The sequence below is a fragment of the Rhizobium binxianense genome (assembly GCF_028994275.1).
Taxonomy (GTDB): Bacteria; Pseudomonadota; Alphaproteobacteria; order Rhizobiales; family Rhizobiaceae; genus Rhizobium; species Rhizobium binxianense.
In genome coordinates, this window is sequence record NZ_CP118713.1 from 3,639,422 (window position 1) to 3,661,419 (window position 21,998).

Below are 21,998 nucleotides of genomic sequence, written 5' to 3' on the forward strand. Positions count from 1 at the left end.
TCATCCGGACCTAAAGCACCGGCCACATCCGCACGATCGCAGCGAAGCGATCCCAGTCCTTGCGCGCCGAAGGCGTCCAGGCAGCCTCGGCAACGGCCGAAAGGCGCGGAAAAACCAGCCGGTTGAAATAGGCGCGGGACAGGAAGTTCTCCGTCCAGATGCAGGCCTGGATGCCGCGCATCTTCTGCCGCAGCACCTCCGGCAACTCACCCTCGGCCTCGTAAGCATAGGTGTATTCCGGGGGGCTGAAGCCCGCCCAGCTCGCGCCGGGCTCAGACCAGGCTTCGGCCTGCGCCATGTCGAGATAATAGGCCTGGCCCGGCGTCATCACCACCTCATAGCCTTCCTCAGCCAGCTCGATGCCGACGGCAGGCTTTTCCCAAGCCATCAGCAGCGTGCCGCCGGGCTCGACGCCGCCGCCATGCGAAACCTCGTTCCAGCCGGCGAGCTTCCTGCCGCGCTCCGACAGCAAGGCTTTGACGCGTTTCAGGAAATAGGATTGCAGCTCGGCGGTGCCGGCCAGTTTCTCCCGTTCCATCAGCGCCTTGCAGAGCGGCGAGGAAAGCCAGGCACCTCGCGCCACTTCGTCACCGCCGATATGAACATATTCGCCGGGAAACAGCGTCACCATCTCATCGAACACCTTGCCGAGGAATTCATAGGTGAAGTCCACCGCCGGGTTGAGGGCGTTGTTGGGATAACCCTGCACTGCGCGGTAGCTGTCCGGCGCCTCCTGCCCGTCGACGAGCGCGGGCAGCGAGAGCAGCGTCGCGGTGCTGTGGCCGGGAATATCGATTTCCGGCACCACCTCGATATGCAGCGAGGCGGCATGCGCAACGATCCGCCTGACATCGTCCTGCGTGTAATGGCCGGAGCGCGGTTCCGCCCCGTCGCCGAGCTGCGGCACCAGCACGTCATCGGGCCCGCGCCGGGCACCGATCTCCGTCAGGGCGGGATAGGCCTTGATCTCCAGCCGCCAGGCTTCGTCGTCGGTCAGATGCCAATGGAAGATGTTGAGCTTGTTCCAGGCGAGGATGTCGATCAGCCGCACGACGTCGGCCACCGGATAGAACTGCCTGGACACGTCAAGGTGGCAGCCGCGCCAGTCGTAACGGGGCTGGTCGGCGATCGCGCCGAAATTCGGAAATTTGAAGCTTTCGCGATCGGTGCGAGCACCATGCAGCAGTTGCGCCAGGCTGATCAGCCCATAGTGCCGCCCGGCGGCATCTGCACTCGACAGCACGATTTCATGCGAGGAGAAACGCAGTTCGTAAGCGAAGGCGGCGATCGACGATTCGGTAACGAAACGAATGGCTCGCCCGCCCTTGAGTGCACCGAGCGAAAACGGCGCGTTCTCGGCAGGATAGAGCCGCTGGTAAAGCGCCAGAACCAGGGAGAGCGCCTTGATCGCATCGGGCCGGCTCCTTTCGACGGGATAAAGAACATCAGGCAAATCTCCCGCCTTCAGCCCGAGCGCCAGCGGCCAGGGCAGGAGCGCATATGGCTCCTCGGCCCGGCCCGGCGGCAGAAGCGGCGGCGCCACGCCGCCATCCCGGCCTTCGAGCATGAGATCGCCGAAACCGACAGGAACATGGCCCCCGTCGCCAAGTGTCAGATAGGCCGATTTGATGCCTGAAGTCGCATGTTTCGGCTCTCTGGTCAGCCCCTCGATGGTGAACCGCCAGCGGCCGCCCGGCGACACGCTCAGGCCGTCGGGCGGCAGGAATTGGTGGAAATGCGCGATCTGTCGCTTCAGGCTGCCGCCATCGCAGACATGTTTGTCCGCAACGCGCGTCTCCGACGTATAGGCGAGCGAGAAGCCGGACAGCGGCTCGGTCGAAAGATTGAACAGCGTGAAGGTCAAGCGCCCAAAGCTGCCCTCGATCGGGCTCCAGCTTGCTTCCAGATGGTAATCGGCCATGGTCGTGCCCTGCCCGTTCGATGTGTGACCGGGATCGCGACTGGCCTCCCGGCTGCTTTCCCAGCTTAGCTTTTTTGAGGCGGCAATGGAATCGGCGCGCAGGTTCGGGCGGCGGCGGTGACAGCCCGTTGAGGAGCAATTCCAGCAAAAGTGCGTCGCGGTTTTGCGTCCGGAATTGCGTTAAAACAAAGAGATAGAGCATCTCCGTGATTCGGAGAAAAACGGAAATGCTCTAGAGGCGAACTGTCAGGCCCCGCGGGTTCAGCAGCGGCGCGTTTTGATGGGGGCCCGCGACCGCGCAAAGGAAAACGGCGCGGCTTTCGCCGCGCCGCCCTCACTCTGCTGCCAACGCCGGCGGATGTCTGTCATCCGCCTGTTCCTGGATGGCGTCGGCATCCCTGCCTGGCTCATCCTTCGCCTTCGGCTCCCGGCCGAAGAAAAGAGCGTAACCGGCGGGCAGAACCAGAATGGTCAGCACGGTCGCAACCAGGATGCCGCCCATCATCGCGTAGGCGAGCGGACCCCAGAAGACGCCGCGCGAGATCGGGATCAGCGCCAGCACCGCGGTCAGCGCCGTCAGCATGATCGGCCGGAAACGCCGCACGGCCGCGCCGACGATCGCCTCCTGCCGGTGCATGCCGGCCTTGATATCCTGGTCGATCTGATCGACCAGGATGATCGAGTTGCGCATGATGATGCCGAGCAGCGCGATGACGCCGAGGATCGCCACGAAGCCGAAGGGGGCGCCGCTGATCAGCAAGGCCGCAGCCGCACCGATGATCCCGAGCGGTCCGGTGGCGAGCACCAGCATCGCCTTGCCGAAGTGCTGCAGCTGTATCATCAGCAGCACGATGATGACGGCGAGCATGATCGGCGCCTTGGCGGCGATCGACATCTGGCTTTCCGCCGCATCCTCGGCGCCGCCCTGGATCTCGACCTTGTAGCCGGCCGGCAGGCTGTCGCGCAGGTCCTTCATGTCGGCATACATCTTCATGACAACGTCGTTCGGCTGCACACCATCAGGCAGCGTCGCACGCACGGTGATCGTCGGCAGGCGGTTGCGCCGCCATTCGATGCCCTGCTCCATCACAGGCACGACCTTGGCGACCTGCGAGACCGGCACGAAGCCGCCGAAATCCGTCGGCACATAGACGGAATTGACCGCCGACAGCAGCGAACGGCTGGCATCCGGCTCGCGGGCGACGATCGAGACCGTCTCCTCGCCGTCGCGGAAATCGTCGAGTGCCGCACCCGACATGGCGGTCTGCAGCATCTGGCGCACGCGCTGCGAGGTGACGCCGAGCGCCCGGGCGCGGTCCTGGTCGATCACCAGCTTCATCGCCGGCACCTCTTCCAGCCAGTCGTCATGGATGGCGCCGAGCATCGGATTGGCCTGGAAGCTCGCCTTCACCTGATCGGCAATCGCCCTGACTTCCCCGCGGTCCGGTCCCATGACACGCATCTGCACCGGCCAGCCTGTGGGCGGGCCGAGGAAGAGGCGGTCGACCTTGCCGCGAATGTCGGGGAAGTCTTCGGAAAGGATCGTCCGCAGCTTGACGATCAGCCGTTCGCGCGCCGGTTCGTCATTGGCCATGACGAGCAGCTGGGCGAAGTTCGGATTGCGCAGCTGCTGGTCGAGCGGCAGGAAGAAACGCGGTGCGCCTTCACCGATATAGGTGGCGATGAACTTCTTGTCGGGGTCGTCCATCATCTTCGCTTCGAGCGCCTTTGCCTGGACCTCGACCTCCTTGATGCTGGTGCCCTCGGGCAGCCAGAGATCGACGAGGATTTCCGGCCGCGAGGATTGCGGGAAGAAATTCTGCGGAATGAACTGGAAGGCCCAGAGGCTGGTGACGAAGGTGCCGAGTGTCAGAAGCAGCACGATGACCCGGTGGCGCACCGCCCAGCCGACCGTGCCGCGCAGCCGGCGATAAAAACCGGTGTCGAAGGCATCGTGATGCTCGCCGGCGTGATGGCGCTGCTTGAGGATCATATAACCGAGCCACGGCGTGAAGTAGACCGCGACGAACCACGAGGTGACAAGCGCGATGCCGACGACATAGAACAGCGAGCGCACATATTCGCCGGCTGTCGATGCGGCAAAGCCGACCGGAATGAAGCCGGCGGTGGTGATCAACGTGCCCGTCAGCATCGGGAAGGCGGTCGAGGAATAGGCGAAGCTTGCCGCCTCGATCTTGACCAGCCCCTCCTCCAGCTTCCGCTCCATCATCTCGACGACGATCATCGCATCGTCGACAAGCAGGCCGAGCGCGATGATCAATGCCCCGAGCGAGATGCGCTGCAGGTCGATGCCGAGTTCGTACATCAGTGCGAAGGTGGCGGCGAGCACCAGCGGAATGGCGATGGCGATGACCAGACCCGAGCGCCAGCCGATCGACAGGAACGAAACGACCAGCACGATGACCAAGGCTTCGCCGAGCGCATGCATGAATTCGCTGACCGCATCCGTCACCACGTCGGGCTGGTTGGCGATCTGATCGACGGCAACGCCGTAAGGCAGCGCCTCCTCGAAGCGCTGATAGGTCGCCTCCACACCCTTGCCGACATCGGTGACGTTGAAGCCCTTGGCCATGACAACGCCGACCTGGACGCTGTCGTGGCCGTTGAAGCGGTATTTGCGCTGATAGGGATCTTCGAGCCCGGAACTGACGGTGGCGATATCGCCGAGCCGCGTCACCTGGCCGCCGGCGCGCAGGCGCAGCTCGCGGATATCGACCGCCTTCTTCACGTCGCCTTCGACGGAGATGCGCACCGAACGCAGGCCGGTATCGACGGAGCCCGCCGCATCGACATTGTTCTGGCCCTTGATGGCGTTCTGCAGATCGAGGATCGTCAGGCCGCGTTCGGCGAGCGCCTTGGACGAGACGTCGATATAGATCTTCTCAGGCTGGTCGCCGATGATGACGGCCTTCTCGACGCCGGGCGTCGTCAGCAGCATGTCGCGCGCCTGGATCGCGAATTTCTTCAGCTCCGGATAGGAATAGCCGTCGCCGCTGATCGAATGCAGCGTGATGAACGTGTCGCCGAACTCGTCGTTGAAATAGGGGCCGAGCAGGCCCTGCGGCAGCTCGCTGGAGATGTCGCCGACCTTCTTGCGCACCTGGTAGAAAGCATCAGCCACATCCTTCGAATTCGTGTCGCCCTTGACCTGCAGGGTGATGATCGCGCTGCCCGCCCGCGTATAGGACTTGACCCAGTCGATATGCGGCGTTTCCTGCAGCTTGCGCTCGATCTTGTTGACGACCTGATCTTCCATTTCCTGGATGGAAGCACCTGGCCAGATCGCCTGAACGACCATGACACGGAAGGTGAATTCCGGGTCCTCGCGCTGGCCCATCCGCATCAGGCCGAGCACGCCGGTGATGATGATCAGCCCGAAGAGGAAGCGGGCGATGCTCGGATGCCCGATCGCCCAGCGCGACAGATTGAAGGGGCGCTTCTCGGTGGTGGTGGCGTCCATGGTCTTGTTCCCTATCCTATGGCGCGATCAACGGACCGTTTGGTCCGTGGCGGCCAGGGCCGACTGCTGGTCCGGCACCTTCACCTTCAGATTTTCGCTCATGAACTGCGTGCCGGCGGAAACGACGAGATCGCCGGTATCGAGGCCCTCGGTTACATGCACGCCGTCGCCGGTGAAATCGGCGACCTTGATATCGCGGCCATGCACGGTCGCCGTGTCGCGGTCGACGGTCCAGACCATTTGCTTGCCGTCTTTCTCGGCGAGTGCGCTGAGCGGAATCGAGACATAGCTGTTGCCGTTTCTGACATCGGCCTCGATCGTCGCCGTCATGCCGAGCAGCACCTGCGGATCGTTTGGCAGGCTCACCCGAACCGCAAAGGTGCGCGACTGCTGGTCGGCGCTGCCGGAAACCTCACGCACCTTGCCGTCGAGCACCAGCCTGTCGTCGGCCCAGAAGCTGGCCTTGACTGTCTTGCCCGGCTTGAATTCGGCAATGTCGTTTTCCGGAACCGCGATCTGCACTTCCTTCTCACCGTCGACGGCAACGGCGACGACTGCGGTGCCCGACGCAACGACCTGGCCGACATCGGCATTGATCGTCGTGACAATCCCGTTGTAATCGGCCTTCAGCTCCGCATAACTCACCTGGTTCTTCGCCTGATCCAGCGCCGAGGCGGCGGCATCGCGGCTTGAAACGGCCTGATCGTAACTGAGCGACGCCTGCTCGAGCTGGGATTTTGGCGAAACGTTCTTGTCGAAGAGCTGCTGATTGCGCTTGTTGACGAGATCGGCGGTTTCGACGCCTTTTTCAGCGGCTGCGAGATTGGCTTCCGCCGTCTTGACCGCCAGCTGGTAATCGGTGGCATCCATCCGAGCGAGCACGTCGCCCGGCTTCACCTTGTCGCCGATATCGACGAGGCGTTCGGTGATCTTGCCCGCGACGCGAAAGCCAAGGTTCATCTCCGTGCGCGCCTTGACCGAGCCGGAATAGTCGAGCTTGCGCGTATCGCCGGCCTTGGCGATCTCGACGACCTTCACCGGCCGGATGACTTGTTTGACCTCAGCCTTCTCTTCCGAGCAGGCGGAAAGACCGATGACGCCGACGAGCACGAGGCTGGCGACGGACGGCATGCGGTGGCTGAGGGTCTTGAGCGAAAACATCTTCCGCACTCCTGGATCGTTTCGGGGGGTCCGACGGCGGCTGCCGTCCATTATTTCTTCAGCGCCCTGATGACGTAGTCGATCAGTTCGTCGACGCTTGCGCGGTTGGTTTTGGCAAGGCATTGCGCCACCATTTGCGGATGGCAGAGATTGATCGTCGCCGCGCCGAAGCAGCGCGAGGCAATGACCGGGTCCTGCTCGGCGAACTCGCCGGCGGCAATGCCTTCGGCGATGATTTCGGCAATGAGATCATGGACGCGGTCGATATGTTTTTCGATGACGTGCCAGTCGCGCTCGATCGCAACGATGATCATCTCATGCACCTTCATCTCATCGAGCATCAGATCCAGCGTCAATTGATGCTGGGTCTCGACATAGCGGCGCAGCCGTTCGCTGGCGCTGAGCGGCTGATGGCGGATGTCGTAGGCAATTTGATAAGCGGTGGCGAGCATGCGTCCGCAGAGCGCCTGGTGGATTTCCACCTTGGAGGCGAAGAAACGATAAATATTGGCGGGCGACATGCCGAGATCGCGGGCGATATCGGCCACCGTCGTCTTGCTGTAACCATAGTGCCGAAACAGCCGCTCGGCCGCATCGAGAATGCGTGTGACATTCTCCTGTCGGGTGATGTCGAGCGTGTTTTCCGCAATCTCGTCCATGACTTTCGATGCCTCGAATTACGACTGACGAATTTTGAATTTCGTCAGTCGTAAAATATCAGCCGTCATTTGTCAATCCCGCCGCGCAACGCTACGCTCGAACGTAAGGAGTTCGGTCGCTTGCTGTGGAAGACCTTGTGGAGCAAGTGGAGGATGAGGATCGAGCGCAATTGAAAAGTGCCGCGACGCGAGACGCGCGCGGCACCTCGTCGGCGGCAGCCGGAAATCAGCCGAGCTTGACGTCGAGCGTGATCGGAACGGAGGCGAGCGCCTTGGAAACCGGGCAGCCGGCCTTCGCCTTGTTGGCGAGTTCGGTGAAGGTCGCCTCATCGGCCCCGGGAATACGGCCGGAGAGCGAAAGATGGATGGCGGTGATGGCAAAGCCGCCCTCGACGCTTTCAAGCGTCACCTTGGCGGAGGTTTCCATGTACTCCGCCGTAAAGCCGGCTTCGCCGAGGATCAACGACAGCGCCATGGTGAAGCAGCCGGCATGAGCGGCACCGATCAGCTCTTCCGGGTTGGTGCCGGGAATGCCCTCGAAGCGGCTGGCAAAGCCGTAGGGATAGTCTTTCAGGGCGCCGCTCTGCGTCGAGATCAGGCCTTTGCCGTCCTTGAGGCCACCGGTCCAATGGGCCGAAGCCGTACGATTGATCTGCATGCCATCCTCCTGTTTTCGATTGTGTCTTCAGGAAGCGGCAGGGCGCCGCTCCAAGCCTGCGGGAGATCAGATTGCCCCCGATGAGCAATATAATGCTCTATCTTCAGAAGACGACAGGCTTGTAAAAAAGCGCCTCAGACTGGATGCTGCAATACGCTAAGACCACCGTCGATCGTCAGGCAGGTGGCATTCATGAACGGGCACTCGTCCGAAATCATGAAGACGGCCGCCATGGCGATCTCTTCCGGCGTCGCGATGCGCCCGCCTGGATGCAGCCGCATCGTTTCGGCCTTTGCCGCTTCCGGATCGGGGAAGCCGTTCCAATAATCGATCACCTTCTGCGTCGAGACATAGCCCGGCGCCAGCGCGTTCACCCGGATATTGCGGGCCGCATATTCGAGACCCAGGGATTTCGTCATCCCGAGCAGCGCGTGTTTTGCCAGCGGATAGGGAAACGTGTGCGGGATGATGGTGAAGGCATGCGTCGAGGCGATGTTGAGGATGACGCCGCCACCCTGTCGGATCAGACCCGGCAGCACCGCCTTGCAGCAGTTCCATGCACCCTTGAGATTGATCTCGAAGCAGCGGTTCCATTCCTCGTCCGTCGTCTCGAGCGGCTCGGCGAAAACATTCACCCCCGCATTGTTGACCAGCGCGTTCAGCTGTCCGATCTCTTCATTCGCCTGGGCCACCAACGTCGTGATCGTTCCGGCATCGGTAATATCGGCCGGCAGATAACCAAGCCGGCCGCCGCTGCTCTCAAGCTCTTTCGCCGTTTTCGCCAGCAGCGCGGCGTCGCGATCCACGAGAAAGACGGCGGCATCCTCCCGCATGAAAGCCTTTGCGATCGCAAGACCGATACCCTGCGCGGCACCTGTGATCAGGATGTTCTTGCCCTGCAGGCGGCTGCCCATCTATCTCACCTCCGATTGAACCGGCAGCGCCGACATCAGCATCGTCACCGTGCCGGCAAGGGCCTCCCCCGGCGCAAGCGGCCTGAGCCCACCGAAATCGGGCAGGTGGTGGCCGTTCGGCAGATGGCTCATCGGCTCGAGACAGAAGAAGTCGCTCCGGTTGGTCGGCATATAGAGCATGAAGCGGTCGAGTGCCCCATCGGCTTTCAGCGCCGCCCGAATTCCAAGCTCCGGCCAGGCGATAACAGCCCGCCCATTCCAGCCCTCGAAGGCATTGTTCATCCATTTCTGCGGTAACAGCTTGCCGGACTTGAAATCGACATCATCAGGCACGGGGCCGGGCATATCGGGAAGATGATCGGGCCGCTCGTTCCAGTAGCGATCGGCCGCTATCGTCAGTCGCGTCTTTGGCGTCCGCGCAAAGAAGGGATGCTGACCGAGCCCGAAGGGAAGAGCGGTTTCGCCGCGGTTTTCCACCGACAGGGTCAGCACCAGCGCATCGCCGGCGAGACGGATCTCCTGCCGGGTCCGATAGGCATAGGGTGAAACCTTGTCGGCGCTCCGGGAAAAGGAGAACTGCGCATGCTCCACGCTGGAGTCTTCAAGCTGCCAGAGGTTGAGCCAGCCGTCGCCGTGCCGATAGAGCGGATCGGACGTGTTCGGCTGGAAGGCATAGTCGCGTCCGGCATAGGACATGGCGTTGCCTTCCACGCGGTTGCCGAACGGCACCATCGCAAAATTCGCCATCGCACCATCCGGCCCGCCGGCGGCGACGAGAAAGGGTATCGTTCGATACGTCGCGGCGGTAACCGCTGCACCCCGACGGCTGACCCGGACGGAAAGATCACCGTGCCTGAGTTCGATGTCGCTCCCGCTTTGTCCTTCACTCATCCACGCCGTCCCGCAGCCGAAGACCTCAAATTGTCGAGCAGCACCGCGATCAGCAGGATCAGCCCGCGCACGACATACTGGTAGAATGCCTGGATATTCGCCGGATTCATAACGTTTTCGGCAATACCCATGATCAGCACCCCGACGATGACGCCGCTCATGACAGCTCGGCCGCCGGCCAGCGAGACACCGCCGAGGACGCAGGCCGAGATCACCGAGAATTCAAGGTCCTGCAGCCCAAAGATCCAGATCCGCAGTTGACGACGTTGATAGGATTATTGCCGAGGCGCCGGGAGGAAGCGTCGCAAAACGGATCGAATTCGGATAATGAGGTTCGATTGCTTCGCGCCGGAGTTAAAGCGGAGAGGTGAGTTGAAAAACGATCGAGCGACAGGACGAGGCCTAAAAGGCAATCGGCAGAACGAAATGACGGATCACCATAATACTGCGGACATGCCGCCGATCGCAAACTCGGGAAGAGACTGAAAGACAGCGATGAAGATCACCAAACTCACCACCTATATCGTTCCGCCGCGCTGGCTGTTCTTGAAGGTCGAGACCGACGAGGGCATCGTCGGCTGGGGCGAACCGGTCGTTGAAGGCCGCGCGCTCACTGTTCAGGCCGCCGTCCATGAGCTGGAAGACTATCTGATCGGCAAGGATCCCTTCCTGATCGAGGACCACTGGACCGTGATGTATCGCGGCGGCTTCTATCGCGGCGGCGCCGTCCATATGAGCGCGATCTCGGGCATTGACCAGGCGCTATGGGACATCAAGGGCAAGGCGCTCGGCCAGCCGATCCATTCGCTGCTCGGCGGCCAGCTCCGTGATCGCATCAAGGTCTATTCCTGGATCGGCGGCGACCGCCCCTCGGATGTCGCCAACAATGCCAGGGAGGTGGTTGCCCGCGGTTTCAAGGCGATCAAGCTCAATGGCTGCGAGGAGATGCAGATCGTCGACACCAACGAGAAGGTGGAGAAGGCGGTCGAGACTATCGCCGCCATCCGCGAGGCGATCGGCCCGCATATCGGCATCGGCGTCGATTTCCACGGCCGTGTGCACAAGCCGATGGCCAAGGTTCTCGCCAAGGAGCTCGACCCCTACAAGCTGATGTTCATCGAGGAGCCGGTGCTTTCGGAAAACAAGGAAGCGCTGCGCGATATCGTCAACCATACCTCGACACCGATCGCGCTCGGCGAAAGGCTGTTTTCGCGCTGGGACTTCAAGCAGGTTCTGTCCGACGGCTATGTCGACATCATCCAGCCCGACCTATCCCATGCCGGCGGCATCACCGAATGCCGCAAGATCGCGGCGATGGCCGAAGCTTACGACGTGGCACTGGCGCCGCATTGCCCGCTCGGCCCGATTGCGCTCGCCGCCTGCCTGCAGGTCGACGCCGTCAGCTACAACGCCTTCATCCAGGAACAGAGCCTCGGCATCCATTATAACAAGGGCAACGACATTCTCGACTACATCGCCAACAAGGAGGTGTTCCATTATGCCGATGGTTTCGTCTCGATCCCTCAAGGGCCCGGCCTCGGCATCGAGGTCGACGAAGCCTATGTCATCGAACGCGCCAAGGAGGGCCATCGCTGGCGCAACCCGATCTGGCGGCACGCCGACGGCAGCTTCGCCGAATGGTAGGAGTGGAGGGCCGCGCAAGCGGCCCTTTTTCATTGGCCCTGTAGGATATCGCGTATCTCTTGCGTCATAATGGAAGCTCAAAGAGGAGATTTCATGATGGCCAGAGCTATCGCAATCATCGTCGCCCGCATCATCTTCAGTTTCATCTTCTTCATGGCCGCCGGCTTCAAATTCGCCGATATCGGCGCAACAGTGGGCTACATTACCGCCGCCGGCTTTCCGATGGCGACATTCCTGGCCTGGGTTGCCGCCTTCTTCGAGATCGCACTGGCGCTCGCCTTCATATCGGGGGCCTTCTTCACGGAGGCCAGCCTGCTTGCAGGCACCTATGTGATCTTCCTGGCTTTTGCCTTCCACGGCCCATCCCATTGGCAACAGAACCAAGCCGAGTTCGGCTTCTTCGTCGATCACTTCACCTTCCTCGCCGGCCTGCTCTTTGCCGCGGTTCACGGGCCGGAGAAATGGGCGTTGAGGCACAGCCTCCTCAGATAGATCAAACGACCCGCTCCCGTTGCGGAACCAACAGCCATGCCGAACATTGGCCTACCGGCAAACGGCAAGGAGAGCCCGCTCATGGAGCTGAAGGGAAAGATCGCATTGGTCACAGGCGCTGGTTTCGGCATCGGCAAAGCGGCTGCATTGCGGCTCGCCGCCGAGGGAGCAAGGGTAGCGGTATTGAGCCGCACCGCCGAAGAGGTCGAGAAAACCTGCACCGAGATCAAGGCCGCCGGCGGCCAGTCCCTCGCGCTGGTCGCCGATACCAGCGATGAAGCGCAAATGCGTAGCGCGGTGACGCAGCTGATCAACAGTTTCGACGGCCTCGACATCGTTGTCGCCAATGCCGGGATCAACGGCGTCTGGGCGCCGATCGACGATTTGAAACCGGATGAATGGGACAAGACCATCGCCGTCAATCTGCGCGGCACCTATCTGACCCTGCATCTGACGGTTCCGCATCTGAAGCGCCGCGGCGGTTCGATCGTCGTCGTCTCGTCCATCAACGGCACCCGTACCTTCACCACGCCGGGCGCCACCGCCTACACGGCAACCAAAGCCGGCCAGGTCGCCATGGTCCAGCAACTCGCCCTCGAACTCGGGCGCCATGGCATCCGCGTCAATGCCGTCTGCCCCGGCGAGATCGACACCAATATCGGCGAGAATACCAACAGCCGCCACCGCGAGGAGACGGAGGTTCCGGTCATCTGGCCTGAAGGAGATATCCCGATCGCCGGCGGCAGGGCAGGCAAGAGCGAGGATGTCGCCGAAACCATCCTGTTCCTCGCCTCCGAGCGCGCCCGACACATCACCGGTACGCCGATCTGGATCGACGGCGGCCAGGGTCTGCTGCGATAGCCCTTCCCTGATTCTGCTACGTTCAGCCGTTCAGCCGGGCGCTTTCCAGCGTGTAAAGCTGCTGGGCGCGCTGCACGCCGCGCAATGCGTAGCGCCCGATGCAGGCGAGTGTCGCGCGCTCCTCCTCCGGGATCGCCGAGGCGAAATCGGAGGACATCAAAACGTTGAGATCGACCGAGCGGCAGATCGAGGCGATGCGGCTGACCTCGTTGACGGCAGGGCCAATGACGGTGAAGTCCAGCCGGTCTTGGCTGCCGATATTGCCGTAGAAGACGTCGCCGATATGCAGGCCGATATAGACGTCGGTCACGGCCCGGCCGGCGGCCCGGCGTTCACCGTTCAACGTGCGGAGCTTTTCCCGCAGAAGGGATTCGGCGCGTAGCGCCGCGGAACACGCCTCCGCCGGAACCTCGCCCTTGAAGATCGCCAGCACGCCGTCGCCGATCAGCTTCAGCACGTTGCCGCCGGATGCGTGGATCGCCGTGATCACAGCCTCGCTGTAGTCGTTGAGCAGCGGGATGATCTCCTCCGGCGGCACGCTGTCGGAGATCTTGGTGTAATTCAGCAGATCGGAAAACCAGAGTGCCGCGGAAATCCGCTCCGACTTGCCGCGGCTGATCTTGCCTTCCATCACCTGCCGCGCGGCGTCCTCGCCGAGATAGACCTCGGCGATGGTGCGGGCAATACGCCCAAGCGCGGTGCATTTGATCGCCAGCCCCAGCACTGGCACCAGCTTGCGCAGGATGGCAAGGTCGTGATCGGAAAAGCCCTCGGGATGTTTCGTCGCGAAATGCGAGAAGAAGCAATCCATTTCACCGATCGTGCCAGCCTCGCTGAAACGATGCATCATCGCCACGAAATCGGTATGACCGGCTTCAGCGATCGTATCGAGCAGGCTGAAATCGATCGGATCGCCAAAGCCGAGGCGTCGGCGTATCTCCCGTTCATCCTTAGACCAAAGATAATAGAAGGCCGAACGCTGCCAGTTCGACGCCGCCTCCCCAGAGCTCGTCGAACCATATTCGAACTCCGTCTGGATCTCCTCTACGCTGTCCCAGCGGAAGGCACGACCCTCGTGCACCGGATGCAGCGTATCCATCAGCGCCAGACCGCGGTCGAGCGGCAGGCCGGCATTGCGGCAGGCCGCGCAGAAACCGGTCATGAGCTCGGCTTCGGAAACACCTTTCAGTCCCTGCTCGGTCACCCAGGCTGCAATCGTGCTGACGTCGCTGTAATCCATGGCGCTCACCTTCACTCGTGCTTAGTCTGAGCAGTAGCCCGAATTCGGCCCGGAAGGAAAGTCAATTGGCTCAATCGCTCGCGGGCATATTGTAGGGCGTGATGACTTCGACTGAGGAAAGCGAGGCCGGCACCGCCCGCCCCGATGCTTGTGCCCGGCTCATGATCGCCCGGAAGGCCGAGCGCGCATCGGTTCTGAGATCGTGATGCAGCACGAAGCCGATCCGGCGCGCCGCAAGCAGGGCACGATTATCTGCATCGAGATCATGGGCGACGAAGACGCCGACGGCACGTTTGGCCGCATCGAAGGCCGCAAGCACCGCCCGGTTGCCGCCGCCGATCGAATAGACCGCGTTGATGGCCGGATCGGCGGCAAGCGCTGCCGACGCAAGCGTTCCCGTCGCGGCATCCGTGCCGTGCCCCTCGCTGATTTCGGTGATGCCGATGTTGGGATACTGAGCGCGAATGCTGCGGCGAAAGCCGATTTCGCGCTCCTCCTCGCCGCGGAACCGGCCGCTCGACAACGTCACCAGCACCTTGCCGCCATGGTCCCCAAGGAATTCGCCGATCAGATAGGCGGCGGTCTCTCCGGCCGCCCGGTTGTCGGCGCCGGCATAGGCGATGCGCGCCGAATTCGGCAGGTCGGTCACCAGCGTCACCACGGGAATGCCGGCCGCATCCGCCCGCGCAACCGCCGCCGCCACCTCGGCAACGTCAGGCGCCTTGAGCACGATGCCGTGCGTGCCGCGCAGCCGGATGCGATCGAGAAGCTGCACCAGTTCGGCCGGCTTCATCACCTCGGCGAAATGAAACCGGCAGCGGAAGATCCCGGGCAGGAAGGTCGCCATCTCAGCCTCGAAGGCGGCGCGCACCGCGTCGCTGAAACGCTGTGGCGTCTCCATGACGATATCGATCGCCAGCACCCGCCCGCTGCCCATCGCCCCCGCCTGCTGCTTCTCCAGCTCCGCGATTGCCGCCTTCACCCGCATCTCGGTTTGCCGGCGCACGCCCGGCCTGCCGTTCAGCACCCGGTCGACGGTCGCGGTGCTGAGCCCCGCCTGGAAGGCGATGTCCTTGACGAGAAAGAGATGTGCCATGGGGCTCGAGCTGATGGTTTTTTGATGGTTTCCTGATCTATATCACTCGGCATCGCGGCGTATAGTGCCTCCATCGGAATGAGGGAGGAGCCCGCCATGAAAACCGACAACTGGCAGAAACTGCGTGCCGACCGCGTCTGGCTGAGCGAAGAGGCCTGCGATCTCGACGATTTCCGCAGGCTTGCGGAAAAAACGACTGCGCTTGCCGATTATCCCTCGGCGTCTGCGGTCGAAAAAAACGTGCTGATCTATGACAGCCGTAAGGTGATGGCGGCGGCCGCAACGCCGGAAGGCCGGCGCGCCGTGCTGGCGGAAATCTGCGAAGCCTTCGGCGAAGGTCCCGGTGTCGTCGTCTTCAAGCACGCTTACGAAGACCCCCGCACCATCGATCGCGCCAGCGCGATCTTCGACGCGATCATCGAGGAACAGCACCGCACCGCGACCGGCGGCGGCGATCACTTCGCCAAGCCTGGCGCCAACGACCGCATCTGGAATTCGCTGGAGAAGCATTGTCTCGCCGATCCGGCAAATTTCGCCGAATATTACGGCAACGCCATTATCGCGCTGGCCAGCGAAGCTTGGCTCGGTCCGAGCTACCAGATGACGGCGCAGGTCAACCGCGTCAATCCGGGCGGCGCGGCGCAGTCGGCCCACCGCGATTACCATCTCGGCTTCCAATCGTCAGAGGTGATCGAACAGTTCCCGGCGCATGTGCACCGGCTCTCGCCGGTGCTGACGCTCCAGGGCGCGGTCGCCCATTGCGACATGCCGCTCGAAAGCGGCCCGACACTCTTCCTGCCGCACAGCCAGACCTATGTGCCTGGCTATCTCGCGCTGAAACGGCAGGAGTTCCGGGATTATTTCGAGAAGAACCATGTCCAGCTGCCGCTCGAAAAAGGCGACGTCGTCTTTTTCAATCCCGCCCTCTTCCATGCCGCCGGCACCAACCGCTCGGCCGGCATCAAGCGTGTCGCCAACCTCCTGCAAGTCTCCTCCGCCTTCGGCCGGGCGATGGAAACCGTCAACCGCGAGAAGATGAGCGCCAGATTGTTTCCCGCACTAAAGACGTTGCGGGGCAGGCTCTCACCAGCCGAAATCGCCAACGCCGTCGCCGCCTGCGCCGAAGGTTATTCGTTCCCGACCAATCTCGACCGCGACCCGCCGCTCGGCGGACTGGCGCCGAAGACCCAGGCGCAACTGATGCACGAGGCGCTGAAGGAAGGCTGGAGCGACGAGGCCTTTACGGCAGCACTTGCGGAGCAGGCGCAGAAGAAGCTGAGCTGATTGGAAGCGTAAGTCTTCTCGTATCCGCACTGACACAAGCCTCCCGCACCCGCGGGAGGCCATTCGCACATCACCAAGGAGGAACCACATGAGCACAGACCACGGCCGCCTCGACGGCAAGATCGCCATCGTCACCGGCGGCACGCAAGGATTAGGTGCCACCATCGCCCGTCTCTTCGCCGAGCGCGGTGCAAAGGGCATCGTCATCTGCGGCCGCAACGAAGCCAAGGGTAAGGCGAAGGCCGCGGAGATTTCGGACGTGACCGGCGCCAGGGTCGTTTATGTGAAGGCCGACCTCGGCAAGGTCGAGGAGGCGCAGAATGTCGTGCGCGCCTGCGACGAGATCTTCGGCCGTGTCGACGCGCTGGTCAATGCCGCCGCCATCACCGATCGCGGCACCATTCTCGATACCAGCCCGGAGCTCTTCGACGCCATGTTCGCCGTCAATGTGCGCGCGCCGTTTTTCCTGATGCAGGAGGCGGTAAAGGTCATGCGCCGCGAAAAGATCGAGGGTACCATCGTCAACATCGGCTCGATGTCGGCCAAAGCAGGTCAGCCCTTCATCGCCGCCTATTGCGCCTCCAAAGGCGCGTTGGAAACGCTGACGAAGAACACCGCTTATGCGCTCCTGCGCAACCGCATCCGCGTCAATGGCCTTAACATCGGCTGGATGGCCTCCGAAGGTGAGGATCGCATCCAGCGCGAATATCACCATGCGCCTGCCGACTGGCTGGAGAAGGCGGCGGCAAGCCAGCCCTTCGGCCGCCTCGTCGATCCGCACGAGGTGGCGCGCGCCTGCGCTTACCTATCCTCTTCCGAATCCGGCCTGATGACCGGCTCGGTCATCTGCTTCGATCAGTCGATCTGGGGCGCTTATGACGGCTCGCCGCATCCTGTCGCAGCCCTCTGAAAGGCGGAGCCCGGCAATTCTTCGCCGGGCTCTGGCACCTCCAGGTTTTTGCCGCTAGGAAAAGAACGGCAGCATTCAGGGAGGAAACTGGCATGGGCGACAATCCGATTTATGAGATCCGCGACGAACGCTTCGGTGCAATGATCATCGGCAGCGCCGCCCTCGAGGAGCTTCATTCCGGCTGCCGCTGGACGGAAGGTCCGGTCTGGTTTTCCGATCTGAACTGCCTTCTCTGGAGCGATATCCCGAATGAACGCATGATGCGCTGGACGCCCGATGGGACGGTCTCCGTCTTCCGCTCACCGTCCAACTACGTCAACGGCAACACCCGTGACCGGCAGGGCCGGCTGGTCTCCTGCGAACATGGCGGCCGCCGCGTCACCCGCACCGAGACGGACGGCACGATCACCGTTCTCGCCGACAGCTACCAGGGCAAGCGGCTGAACTCGCCGAACGACGTCGTTGTGCACTCCGACGGCGGAGTCTGGTTCACCGATCCGACTTACGGCATCCTGTCGGATTACGAGGGTCATAAGGCCGAGCCCGAGCAGCCCAAGCGCAACGTCTACCGGATCGATCCGGCAAGCGGCGCGATCGACGCCGTCGTCGAAGATTTCATCCAGCCGAACGGCCTTGCCTTCTCGCCCGATGAGACGAAGCTTTATATTGCCGATTCCGGCTCCGCAAAACACGACGTGCCGCGCCATATCCGCGTTTTCGACGTCATCAACGGCAGGGCGCTTGCCAACAGCCGCTATTTCTGCAGCCTCGATGTCGGCCATCCCGATGGCTTCCGCTTCGATATCGCCGGCAATCTCTGGACGAGTGCCTCCGACGGCGTGCACTGCTTTTCGCCCGAGGGAACCTTGCTCGGCAAGATCAGGGTGCCGCAGACGGTGTCCAACCTCACCTTCGGCGGCCCCAAGAAAAACCGGCTCTTCATCACCGCAACGCGTTCGGTCTATTCGATCTATCTCAAGACGACCGGCGCACAATATCCATAGATCAGGCCTTCGGTCTATCGGAGCGGCCGTGCAGCGGCTCGGCCCGATGCCAGTTTTCCAGGATGCGGCCGTCGATATGTTTCTGCTGTGCCCAGCGGATGCCGTTCGAGATCACCTTGTGCACGGTCTTGTCGTGATAGATCGGGTAGGTCTCGTGGCCGGGGCTGAAGAAGAAGATGCGCCCGCGCCCGCGCTGGAAGGTGCAGCCGCTGCGGAACACCTCGCCGCCGGAATACCAGGAGATGAAGACAAGCTCGTCCGGCTGCGGAATATCGAAGGGCTCGCCGTACATTTCCGAGGCATTGACCTCGAAATAGGGCGGCAGCCCCTCGGCGATCGGATGCGAAGGATTGACCACCCAGACACGCTCTAGATCGCCATCCGGCGTCTCACGCCAGGAGAGGTTGGCATTGGTGCCCATCAGCCGCCGGAAGAGCTTGGAATGGTGGCCGGAATGCAGCACCAGCAGGCCCATGCCCTTCAGCACGCGCTGCTGCACGCGGTCGATCAGCCCGTCGCTGACCTCGTCATGCGCCATATGTCCCCACCAGAGCAGCACGTCGGTATCATCGAGCACGCTGTTCGGCAGGCCTTCATCAGGATCATCCAGCGTGCCGCGGCGGATTTCGAAATCCGGATGGGCGATGCCTGACGCGATCGCTCCGTCGATACGATCAGGATAGATCTCCTGAACCTCCTTATGGAGCTGCTCGTGGCGTCCCTCGTTCCAGATGGTGACCTTGATTGTCATGGCATTCCTCGATGTCTAGGCTTTGATGTTTCAGGCGAAATTGTCAGGCGGTTGCCGGACGGATCACCCGGCCGGCGGAATCGAACAGATGGCAGGCGGCGGGATCGGCCGTCAGCGCCACGCGGTCACCCGGGCGCACGGCGATATCGCCCTCGGCGCGCACGACGATCGGCTGCTGCTGCGAGCCGACGGTCAGGTAGGTCTCGACGCCGAGGCGCTCGACGATGACGACTTCGGCCGTAAAGTGGTCCTGGCCCGCGGCGGCGATCTTCAGATGCTCCGGCCGGATGCCGAGCTTGGCATCGCCCTGCGGCATCGCGCCGTTGGCATCGGCGAGATCAAGCGAAAGCCCGATCGGGCTGTTGAGATGCACCTTGCCGGCCGCCGGCCGCGTTATAGTGACGGGAATGACGTTCATCTTCGGCGAGCCGATGAAGGTCGCGACGAATTCGTTGTCCGGCTCATGATAGAGCGACATCGGCGCACCCTCCTGCGCCACCACACCCTTGTTCAGCACGACGATGCGGTCGGCCATCGTCATCGCTTCCACCTGGTCGTGAGTGACGTAGACGACCGTCGCCTTCAGCTCGCGGTGCAGGCGTTGCAGCTCAGCGCGCATCTGCACGCGCAGCGCCGAATCGAGGTTCGACAGCGGCTCGTCGAACAGGATCAGCGCCGGCTTCTTGATGATGGCGCGGCCAATCGCGACGCGCTGGCGCTGGCCGCCGGAAAGAGCGGCCGGGCGGCGGTCGAGATAGTCGGTGAGCTGCAGGATCTCGGCGACAGCTTCGACCTGCCGGCGGATTTCCGCCTCCGGCACTTTCTTCAGGCTGAGCGAGAAACCGATATTTTCGGCAACGCTCATATGCGGATAGAGCGCATAGGACTGGAACACCATGGCGATGCCACGTTTGTCCGGCGGCACATCGTTGATGCGCTTGCCGTTGAGGATGAGGTCGCCCTCGTCGATGCCTTCGAGGCCGGCGATCATCCGCAGCAGCGTCGACTTGCCGCAGCCGGACGGGCCGACGAAGACCGCGAATTCGCCGTCTTCGACGGTGATGTCGACGCCCTTGATGACCTCGAGCGCACCGTAGAACTTGCGAACGTTTCTGAGATTGATCATCTGTTTCTCTTTCTTGATCTCAGCCCTTCACGCCGCCCGAGAATGTCTGGACGAGGAAGCGCCGCGCAAAGCCGAAAGCGACGACGGCAGGCAGCAGGTAGATGAAGGCCAGCGCTGTCAGCAGGCCGTAATCGATCTCGTTGATGCGCAGGAAGGCGCGGAAGAGACCGAGCGGCAGCGTCTGCAGCTCCGGTGACGACAGGAAGATCAGTGGCAGGAGAAAGTCACCCCAGGCCGACATGAACGCGAAGAGCCCGGCGGCCGCAAGCCCCGGCAGCGCCAGCGGTATCAGCACCCGGCGGATGCGCTGGATGAGTGTCGCCCCATCCATCAGCGCCGCCTCCTCGTAGTCCCGCGGCAGCCCATCGAAGAAGGTCTTCATGATCCAGAGCGCCAGCGGCAATTGCATCGTCGCCAGCACCAGGATTAGCCCAAGATAACCGTCGATGAAGCCGGTCCAGCGCATGATGTCGCGGGCATAGCTGCCGAAGATCGGCCTGAGCACCGCCGCCTCCGCATTGTTCAGCGTCAGCAGGAACTTGTAGAGCGGCACGACCAGCGCCGTCGGCGGCAGCACCCGGATGAGCAGGATCGCGTAGAGGAAGGGCAGCTTCCACCAGGCCCGGGTGCGCGACAGCGCATAACCACCAAGCCCGGAAAGCACCATGACGAGCAGCGTGGCGCCGCCGACCACGAAAAGCGAGTTGAACAGCCACTTCGCCCCGTCCTCCTTGGTGAAGACCCTGATGTAATTGGCGAAAGTCCACTGCTCCGGCCAGTGCAGGAAGAGCTGCGCATTGCCGTCGAACGAGGCGAGCAGCACCCAGAAGAAAGGCACGGCGCAGAAGATCGAAATCAGCGACAGCGTCGCATAGGCGATGAGGTCGGAGCGCACCTTGTTTGCGGTCTCGCTCGGGGAAACGACGGCCATGTCAGACCTCCACCTTCATCGCTCGGACATAGGCGATGCCCAACATCAGCGAGATGACGAGTGCGACGACGGCGACCGCAGCACCATAGCCCAGCTGGAACGCCGTGAAGGACTGGTTGTAGATATAGATGCTGACCACCTCCGTCGCCCCGCCCGGCCCGCCACGCGTCAGCGCATAGACGAGGCCGAACACGGCGATGGTGGAGACGGCCGAGATCAACATATAGAGCAGGATCGTCGGCATCATCAGCGGCAGGGTGATGCGGCGGAACATCTGCGATGGAGTGGCGCCGTCCATGCGCGCTGCCTCATAAATCTCCGCCGGAATGGTACTGAGGCCGGCCGTCAACAGGATCATCGCCGTGGCGATGCCGCGCCAGGTGTTGACGACAATGATCATCGACAGCGGGAAGACCTGCAGCCAGTCGGCCGGCGTGATGCCGAAGAAGCTGACGATGCGGCTGAGTGTGGCATTGTCGCCACCCGCCAGCATCGATATCCACATGAAACCGGCGACGACTTCAGGGGCTGCGTTCGGCAACAGGATGATCGACGAGAACACCCGCCGAAAGCGGATCGGGCGGCGCAGCGCAATTGCCGAGATCAGGCCGAGCACGAACTGGCCGATCACCGCCGAACCGATGACGAAAACGAAGGTGACGAACAGCGAATTCCAGAACTTCGCGTCGTTGAAGAGCCTGACATAGTTCCTGAAGCCAACGAAGCGGGGCCGAAGGGCCGCCGCCCCGGTCAGCGCCTCGTTGGTGAAGCTCAGATAGATGGAATAGAGGGCCGGATAGATGACGAAGGCCAGAAGCAACACCAGCGAGGGCAGCAGGATCAGCAGCCATTGCCGCTCGGCGCGCTTTTCATGAGAGTTTCGGGCCATGGAAGCTCACAACCTTATCGGCTTATCGAATGAAAGCGGGAAGACGCGGGCGATGGTGCCGCGTCCCCGTCCTGGCGGAAGAGCG

At 62.5% G+C, this 21,998-nt stretch carries 19 protein-coding genes and 1 pseudogene; 6 read left to right on the plus strand and 14 right to left on the minus strand.

Translation table 11 applies throughout. The features are described from left to right. Positions 1-10: 10 nt before the first annotated feature. From PO860_RS17860 to araH, 8 genes and pseudogenes are all read right to left on the minus strand, one after another. Positions 11-1,921 carry a beta-N-acetylhexosaminidase gene (locus tag PO860_RS17860; RefSeq protein ID WP_273885710.1) on the minus strand — a complete coding sequence of 637 codons (1,911 nt, stop codon included), beginning with the start codon at positions 1,919-1,921 and terminating at the stop codon, positions 11-13. 334 nt (positions 1,922-2,255) lie between these two features. Further along, complete coding sequence (locus PO860_RS17865; protein WP_273885709.1) at positions 2,256-5,402, minus strand: efflux RND transporter permease subunit; 3,147 nt, start codon at positions 5,400-5,402, stop codon at positions 2,256-2,258. 27 nt (positions 5,403-5,429) lie between these two features. Further along, on the minus strand, positions 5,430-6,563 hold the full coding sequence (locus PO860_RS17870; protein WP_183609412.1) for an efflux RND transporter periplasmic adaptor subunit: 1,134 nt from the start codon (positions 6,561-6,563) through the stop codon (positions 5,430-5,432). Between the two features lie 50 nt (positions 6,564-6,613). Further along, positions 6,614-7,222 carry a TetR/AcrR family transcriptional regulator gene (locus PO860_RS17875; RefSeq protein WP_183609411.1) on the minus strand — a complete coding sequence of 203 codons (609 nt, stop codon included), beginning with the start codon at positions 7,220-7,222 and terminating at the stop codon, positions 6,614-6,616. 226 nt (positions 7,223-7,448) lie between these two features. After that, a complete protein-coding gene (locus PO860_RS17880) occupies positions 7,449-7,880 on the minus strand; it encodes an OsmC family protein (RefSeq protein WP_183609410.1) in 432 nt (143 codons plus the stop codon). Positions 7,881-8,014: 134 nt separating this feature from the next. After that, positions 8,015-8,794, minus strand: coding sequence for an SDR family oxidoreductase (locus PO860_RS17885; RefSeq protein WP_183609409.1), 780 nt, complete (start codon positions 8,792-8,794; stop codon positions 8,015-8,017). Continuing rightward, on the minus strand, positions 8,795-9,685 hold the full coding sequence (locus PO860_RS17890) for an aldose 1-epimerase (RefSeq protein ID WP_272784863.1): 891 nt from the start codon (positions 9,683-9,685) through the stop codon (positions 8,795-8,797). Then, positions 9,682-9,971 (minus strand): annotated as a pseudogene (gene araH / locus PO860_RS17895) (L-arabinose ABC transporter permease AraH); the annotation flags it as partial. The pseudogene araH and the gene PO860_RS17890, both read right to left, overlap by 4 nt. 209 nt (positions 9,972-10,180) lie before the next feature. Here araH and dgoD point away from each other — a divergent pair. From dgoD to PO860_RS17910, 3 genes are all read left to right on the plus strand, one after another. After that, the gene (dgoD, locus tag PO860_RS17900) at positions 10,181-11,329 is read left to right on the plus strand and encodes a galactonate dehydratase (protein ID WP_183609407.1); all 1,149 of its coding nucleotides are present in this window, start codon (positions 10,181-10,183) and stop codon (positions 11,327-11,329) included. Between the two features lie 96 nt (positions 11,330-11,425). After that, a complete protein-coding gene (locus tag PO860_RS17905; RefSeq protein WP_273885708.1) occupies positions 11,426-11,821 on the plus strand; it encodes a DoxX family protein in 396 nt (131 codons plus the stop codon). Between the two features lie 81 nt (positions 11,822-11,902). Further along, the gene (locus tag PO860_RS17910; protein WP_273885725.1) at positions 11,903-12,682 is read left to right on the plus strand and encodes an SDR family oxidoreductase; all 780 of its coding nucleotides are present in this window, start codon (positions 11,903-11,905) and stop codon (positions 12,680-12,682) included. Between the two features lie 22 nt (positions 12,683-12,704). On the opposite strand, the gene PO860_RS17915 is transcribed toward PO860_RS17910, so the two are convergent. Together PO860_RS17915 and PO860_RS17920 are read right to left on the minus strand one after the other, a co-directional pair. Further along, positions 12,705-13,922 carry an adenylate/guanylate cyclase domain-containing protein gene (locus tag PO860_RS17915; RefSeq protein ID WP_273885707.1) on the minus strand — a complete coding sequence of 406 codons (1,218 nt, stop codon included), beginning with the start codon at positions 13,920-13,922 and terminating at the stop codon, positions 12,705-12,707. Positions 13,923-13,992: 70 nt separating this feature from the next. Beyond that, the gene (locus PO860_RS17920; protein ID WP_183609405.1) at positions 13,993-15,018 is read right to left on the minus strand and encodes a LacI family DNA-binding transcriptional regulator; all 1,026 of its coding nucleotides are present in this window, start codon (positions 15,016-15,018) and stop codon (positions 13,993-13,995) included. A gap of 96 nt (positions 15,019-15,114) precedes the next feature. On the opposite strand from PO860_RS17920, the gene PO860_RS17925 reads away from it, so the two are divergent. The 3 genes from PO860_RS17925 to PO860_RS17935 all read left to right on the plus strand — a co-directional run bounded on the left by PO860_RS17925 (position 15,115) and on the right by PO860_RS17935 (position 18,216). Further along, positions 15,115-16,302, plus strand: a complete 1,188-nt coding sequence (locus PO860_RS17925; RefSeq protein WP_273885706.1) for a phytanoyl-CoA dioxygenase family protein — start codon at positions 15,115-15,117, stop codon at positions 16,300-16,302. A gap of 88 nt (positions 16,303-16,390) precedes the next feature. Beyond that, positions 16,391-17,212: an SDR family oxidoreductase gene (locus PO860_RS17930; protein ID WP_273885705.1), complete on the plus strand. Its 822-nt coding sequence runs from the start codon at positions 16,391-16,393 to the stop codon at positions 17,210-17,212. A 92-nt stretch (positions 17,213-17,304) separates the two neighbouring features. Next, positions 17,305-18,216 (plus strand): SMP-30/gluconolactonase/LRE family protein, encoded by a 912-nt coding sequence (locus PO860_RS17935; protein ID WP_273885704.1) that lies wholly within the window; start codon positions 17,305-17,307, stop codon positions 18,214-18,216. Position 18,217: 1 nt separating this feature from the next. Here PO860_RS17935 and PO860_RS17940 read toward each other — a convergent pair whose 3' ends face one another. From PO860_RS17940 to PO860_RS17955, 4 genes are read right to left on the minus strand one after another with little or no spacing between them, the layout of a single operon-like run. Continuing rightward, entirely contained in the window at positions 18,218-18,967 is a 750-nt protein-coding gene (locus PO860_RS17940) for a ThuA domain-containing protein (protein ID WP_273885703.1), read from the minus strand. A gap of 43 nt (positions 18,968-19,010) precedes the next feature. Beyond that, a complete protein-coding gene (locus PO860_RS17945) occupies positions 19,011-20,093 on the minus strand; it encodes an ABC transporter ATP-binding protein (protein ID WP_183609400.1) in 1,083 nt (360 codons plus the stop codon). Positions 20,094-20,112: 19 nt separating this feature from the next. After that, on the minus strand, positions 20,113-21,024 hold the full coding sequence (locus PO860_RS17950; RefSeq protein ID WP_183609399.1) for a carbohydrate ABC transporter permease: 912 nt from the start codon (positions 21,022-21,024) through the stop codon (positions 20,113-20,115). Between the two features lies 1 nt (position 21,025). Then, entirely contained in the window at positions 21,026-21,913 is an 888-nt protein-coding gene (locus PO860_RS17955) for a carbohydrate ABC transporter permease (protein WP_183609398.1), read from the minus strand. Positions 21,914-21,998 lie beyond the last annotated feature (85 nt).

Bases quoted from the DNA above. Each gene is read 5' to 3' on its own strand.
- PO860_RS17860 (WP_273885710.1), bottom strand. From the start codon at position 1,921: ATGGCCGATTACCATCTGGAAGCAAGCTGGAGCCCGATCGAGGGCAGC.
- PO860_RS17865 (WP_273885709.1), bottom strand. From the start codon at position 5,402: ATGGACGCCACCACCACCGAGAAGCGCCCCTTCAATCTGTCGCGCTGG.
- PO860_RS17870 (WP_183609412.1), bottom strand. From the start codon at position 6,563: ATGTTTTCGCTCAAGACCCTCAGCCACCGCATGCCGTCCGTCGCCAGC.
- PO860_RS17875 (WP_183609411.1), bottom strand. From the start codon at position 7,222: ATGGACGAGATTGCGGAAAACACGCTCGACATCACCCGACAGGAGAAT.
- PO860_RS17880 (WP_183609410.1), bottom strand. From the start codon at position 7,880: ATGCAGATCAATCGTACGGCTTCGGCCCATTGGACCGGTGGCCTCAAG.
- PO860_RS17885 (WP_183609409.1), bottom strand. From the start codon at position 8,794: ATGGGCAGCCGCCTGCAGGGCAAGAACATCCTGATCACAGGTGCCGCG.
- PO860_RS17890 (WP_272784863.1), bottom strand. From the start codon at position 9,685: ATGAGTGAAGGACAAAGCGGGAGCGACATCGAACTCAGGCACGGTGAT.
- dgoD (WP_183609407.1), top strand. From the start codon at position 10,181: ATGAAGATCACCAAACTCACCACCTATATCGTTCCGCCGCGCTGGCTG.
- PO860_RS17905 (WP_273885708.1), top strand. From the start codon at position 11,426: ATGGCCAGAGCTATCGCAATCATCGTCGCCCGCATCATCTTCAGTTTC.
- PO860_RS17910 (WP_273885725.1), top strand. From the start codon at position 11,903: ATGGAGCTGAAGGGAAAGATCGCATTGGTCACAGGCGCTGGTTTCGGC.
- PO860_RS17915 (WP_273885707.1), bottom strand. From the start codon at position 13,922: ATGGATTACAGCGACGTCAGCACGATTGCAGCCTGGGTGACCGAGCAG.
- PO860_RS17920 (WP_183609405.1), bottom strand. From the start codon at position 15,018: ATGGCACATCTCTTTCTCGTCAAGGACATCGCCTTCCAGGCGGGGCTC.
- PO860_RS17925 (WP_273885706.1), top strand. From the start codon at position 15,115: ATGAAAACCGACAACTGGCAGAAACTGCGTGCCGACCGCGTCTGGCTG.
- PO860_RS17930 (WP_273885705.1), top strand. From the start codon at position 16,391: ATGAGCACAGACCACGGCCGCCTCGACGGCAAGATCGCCATCGTCACC.
- PO860_RS17935 (WP_273885704.1), top strand. From the start codon at position 17,305: ATGGGCGACAATCCGATTTATGAGATCCGCGACGAACGCTTCGGTGCA.
- PO860_RS17940 (WP_273885703.1), bottom strand. From the start codon at position 18,967: ATGACAATCAAGGTCACCATCTGGAACGAGGGACGCCACGAGCAGCTC.
- PO860_RS17945 (WP_183609400.1), bottom strand. From the start codon at position 20,093: ATGATCAATCTCAGAAACGTTCGCAAGTTCTACGGTGCGCTCGAGGTC.
- PO860_RS17950 (WP_183609399.1), bottom strand. From the start codon at position 21,024: ATGGCCGTCGTTTCCCCGAGCGAGACCGCAAACAAGGTGCGCTCCGAC.
- PO860_RS17955 (WP_183609398.1), bottom strand. From the start codon at position 21,913: ATGGCCCGAAACTCTCATGAAAAGCGCGCCGAGCGGCAATGGCTGCTG.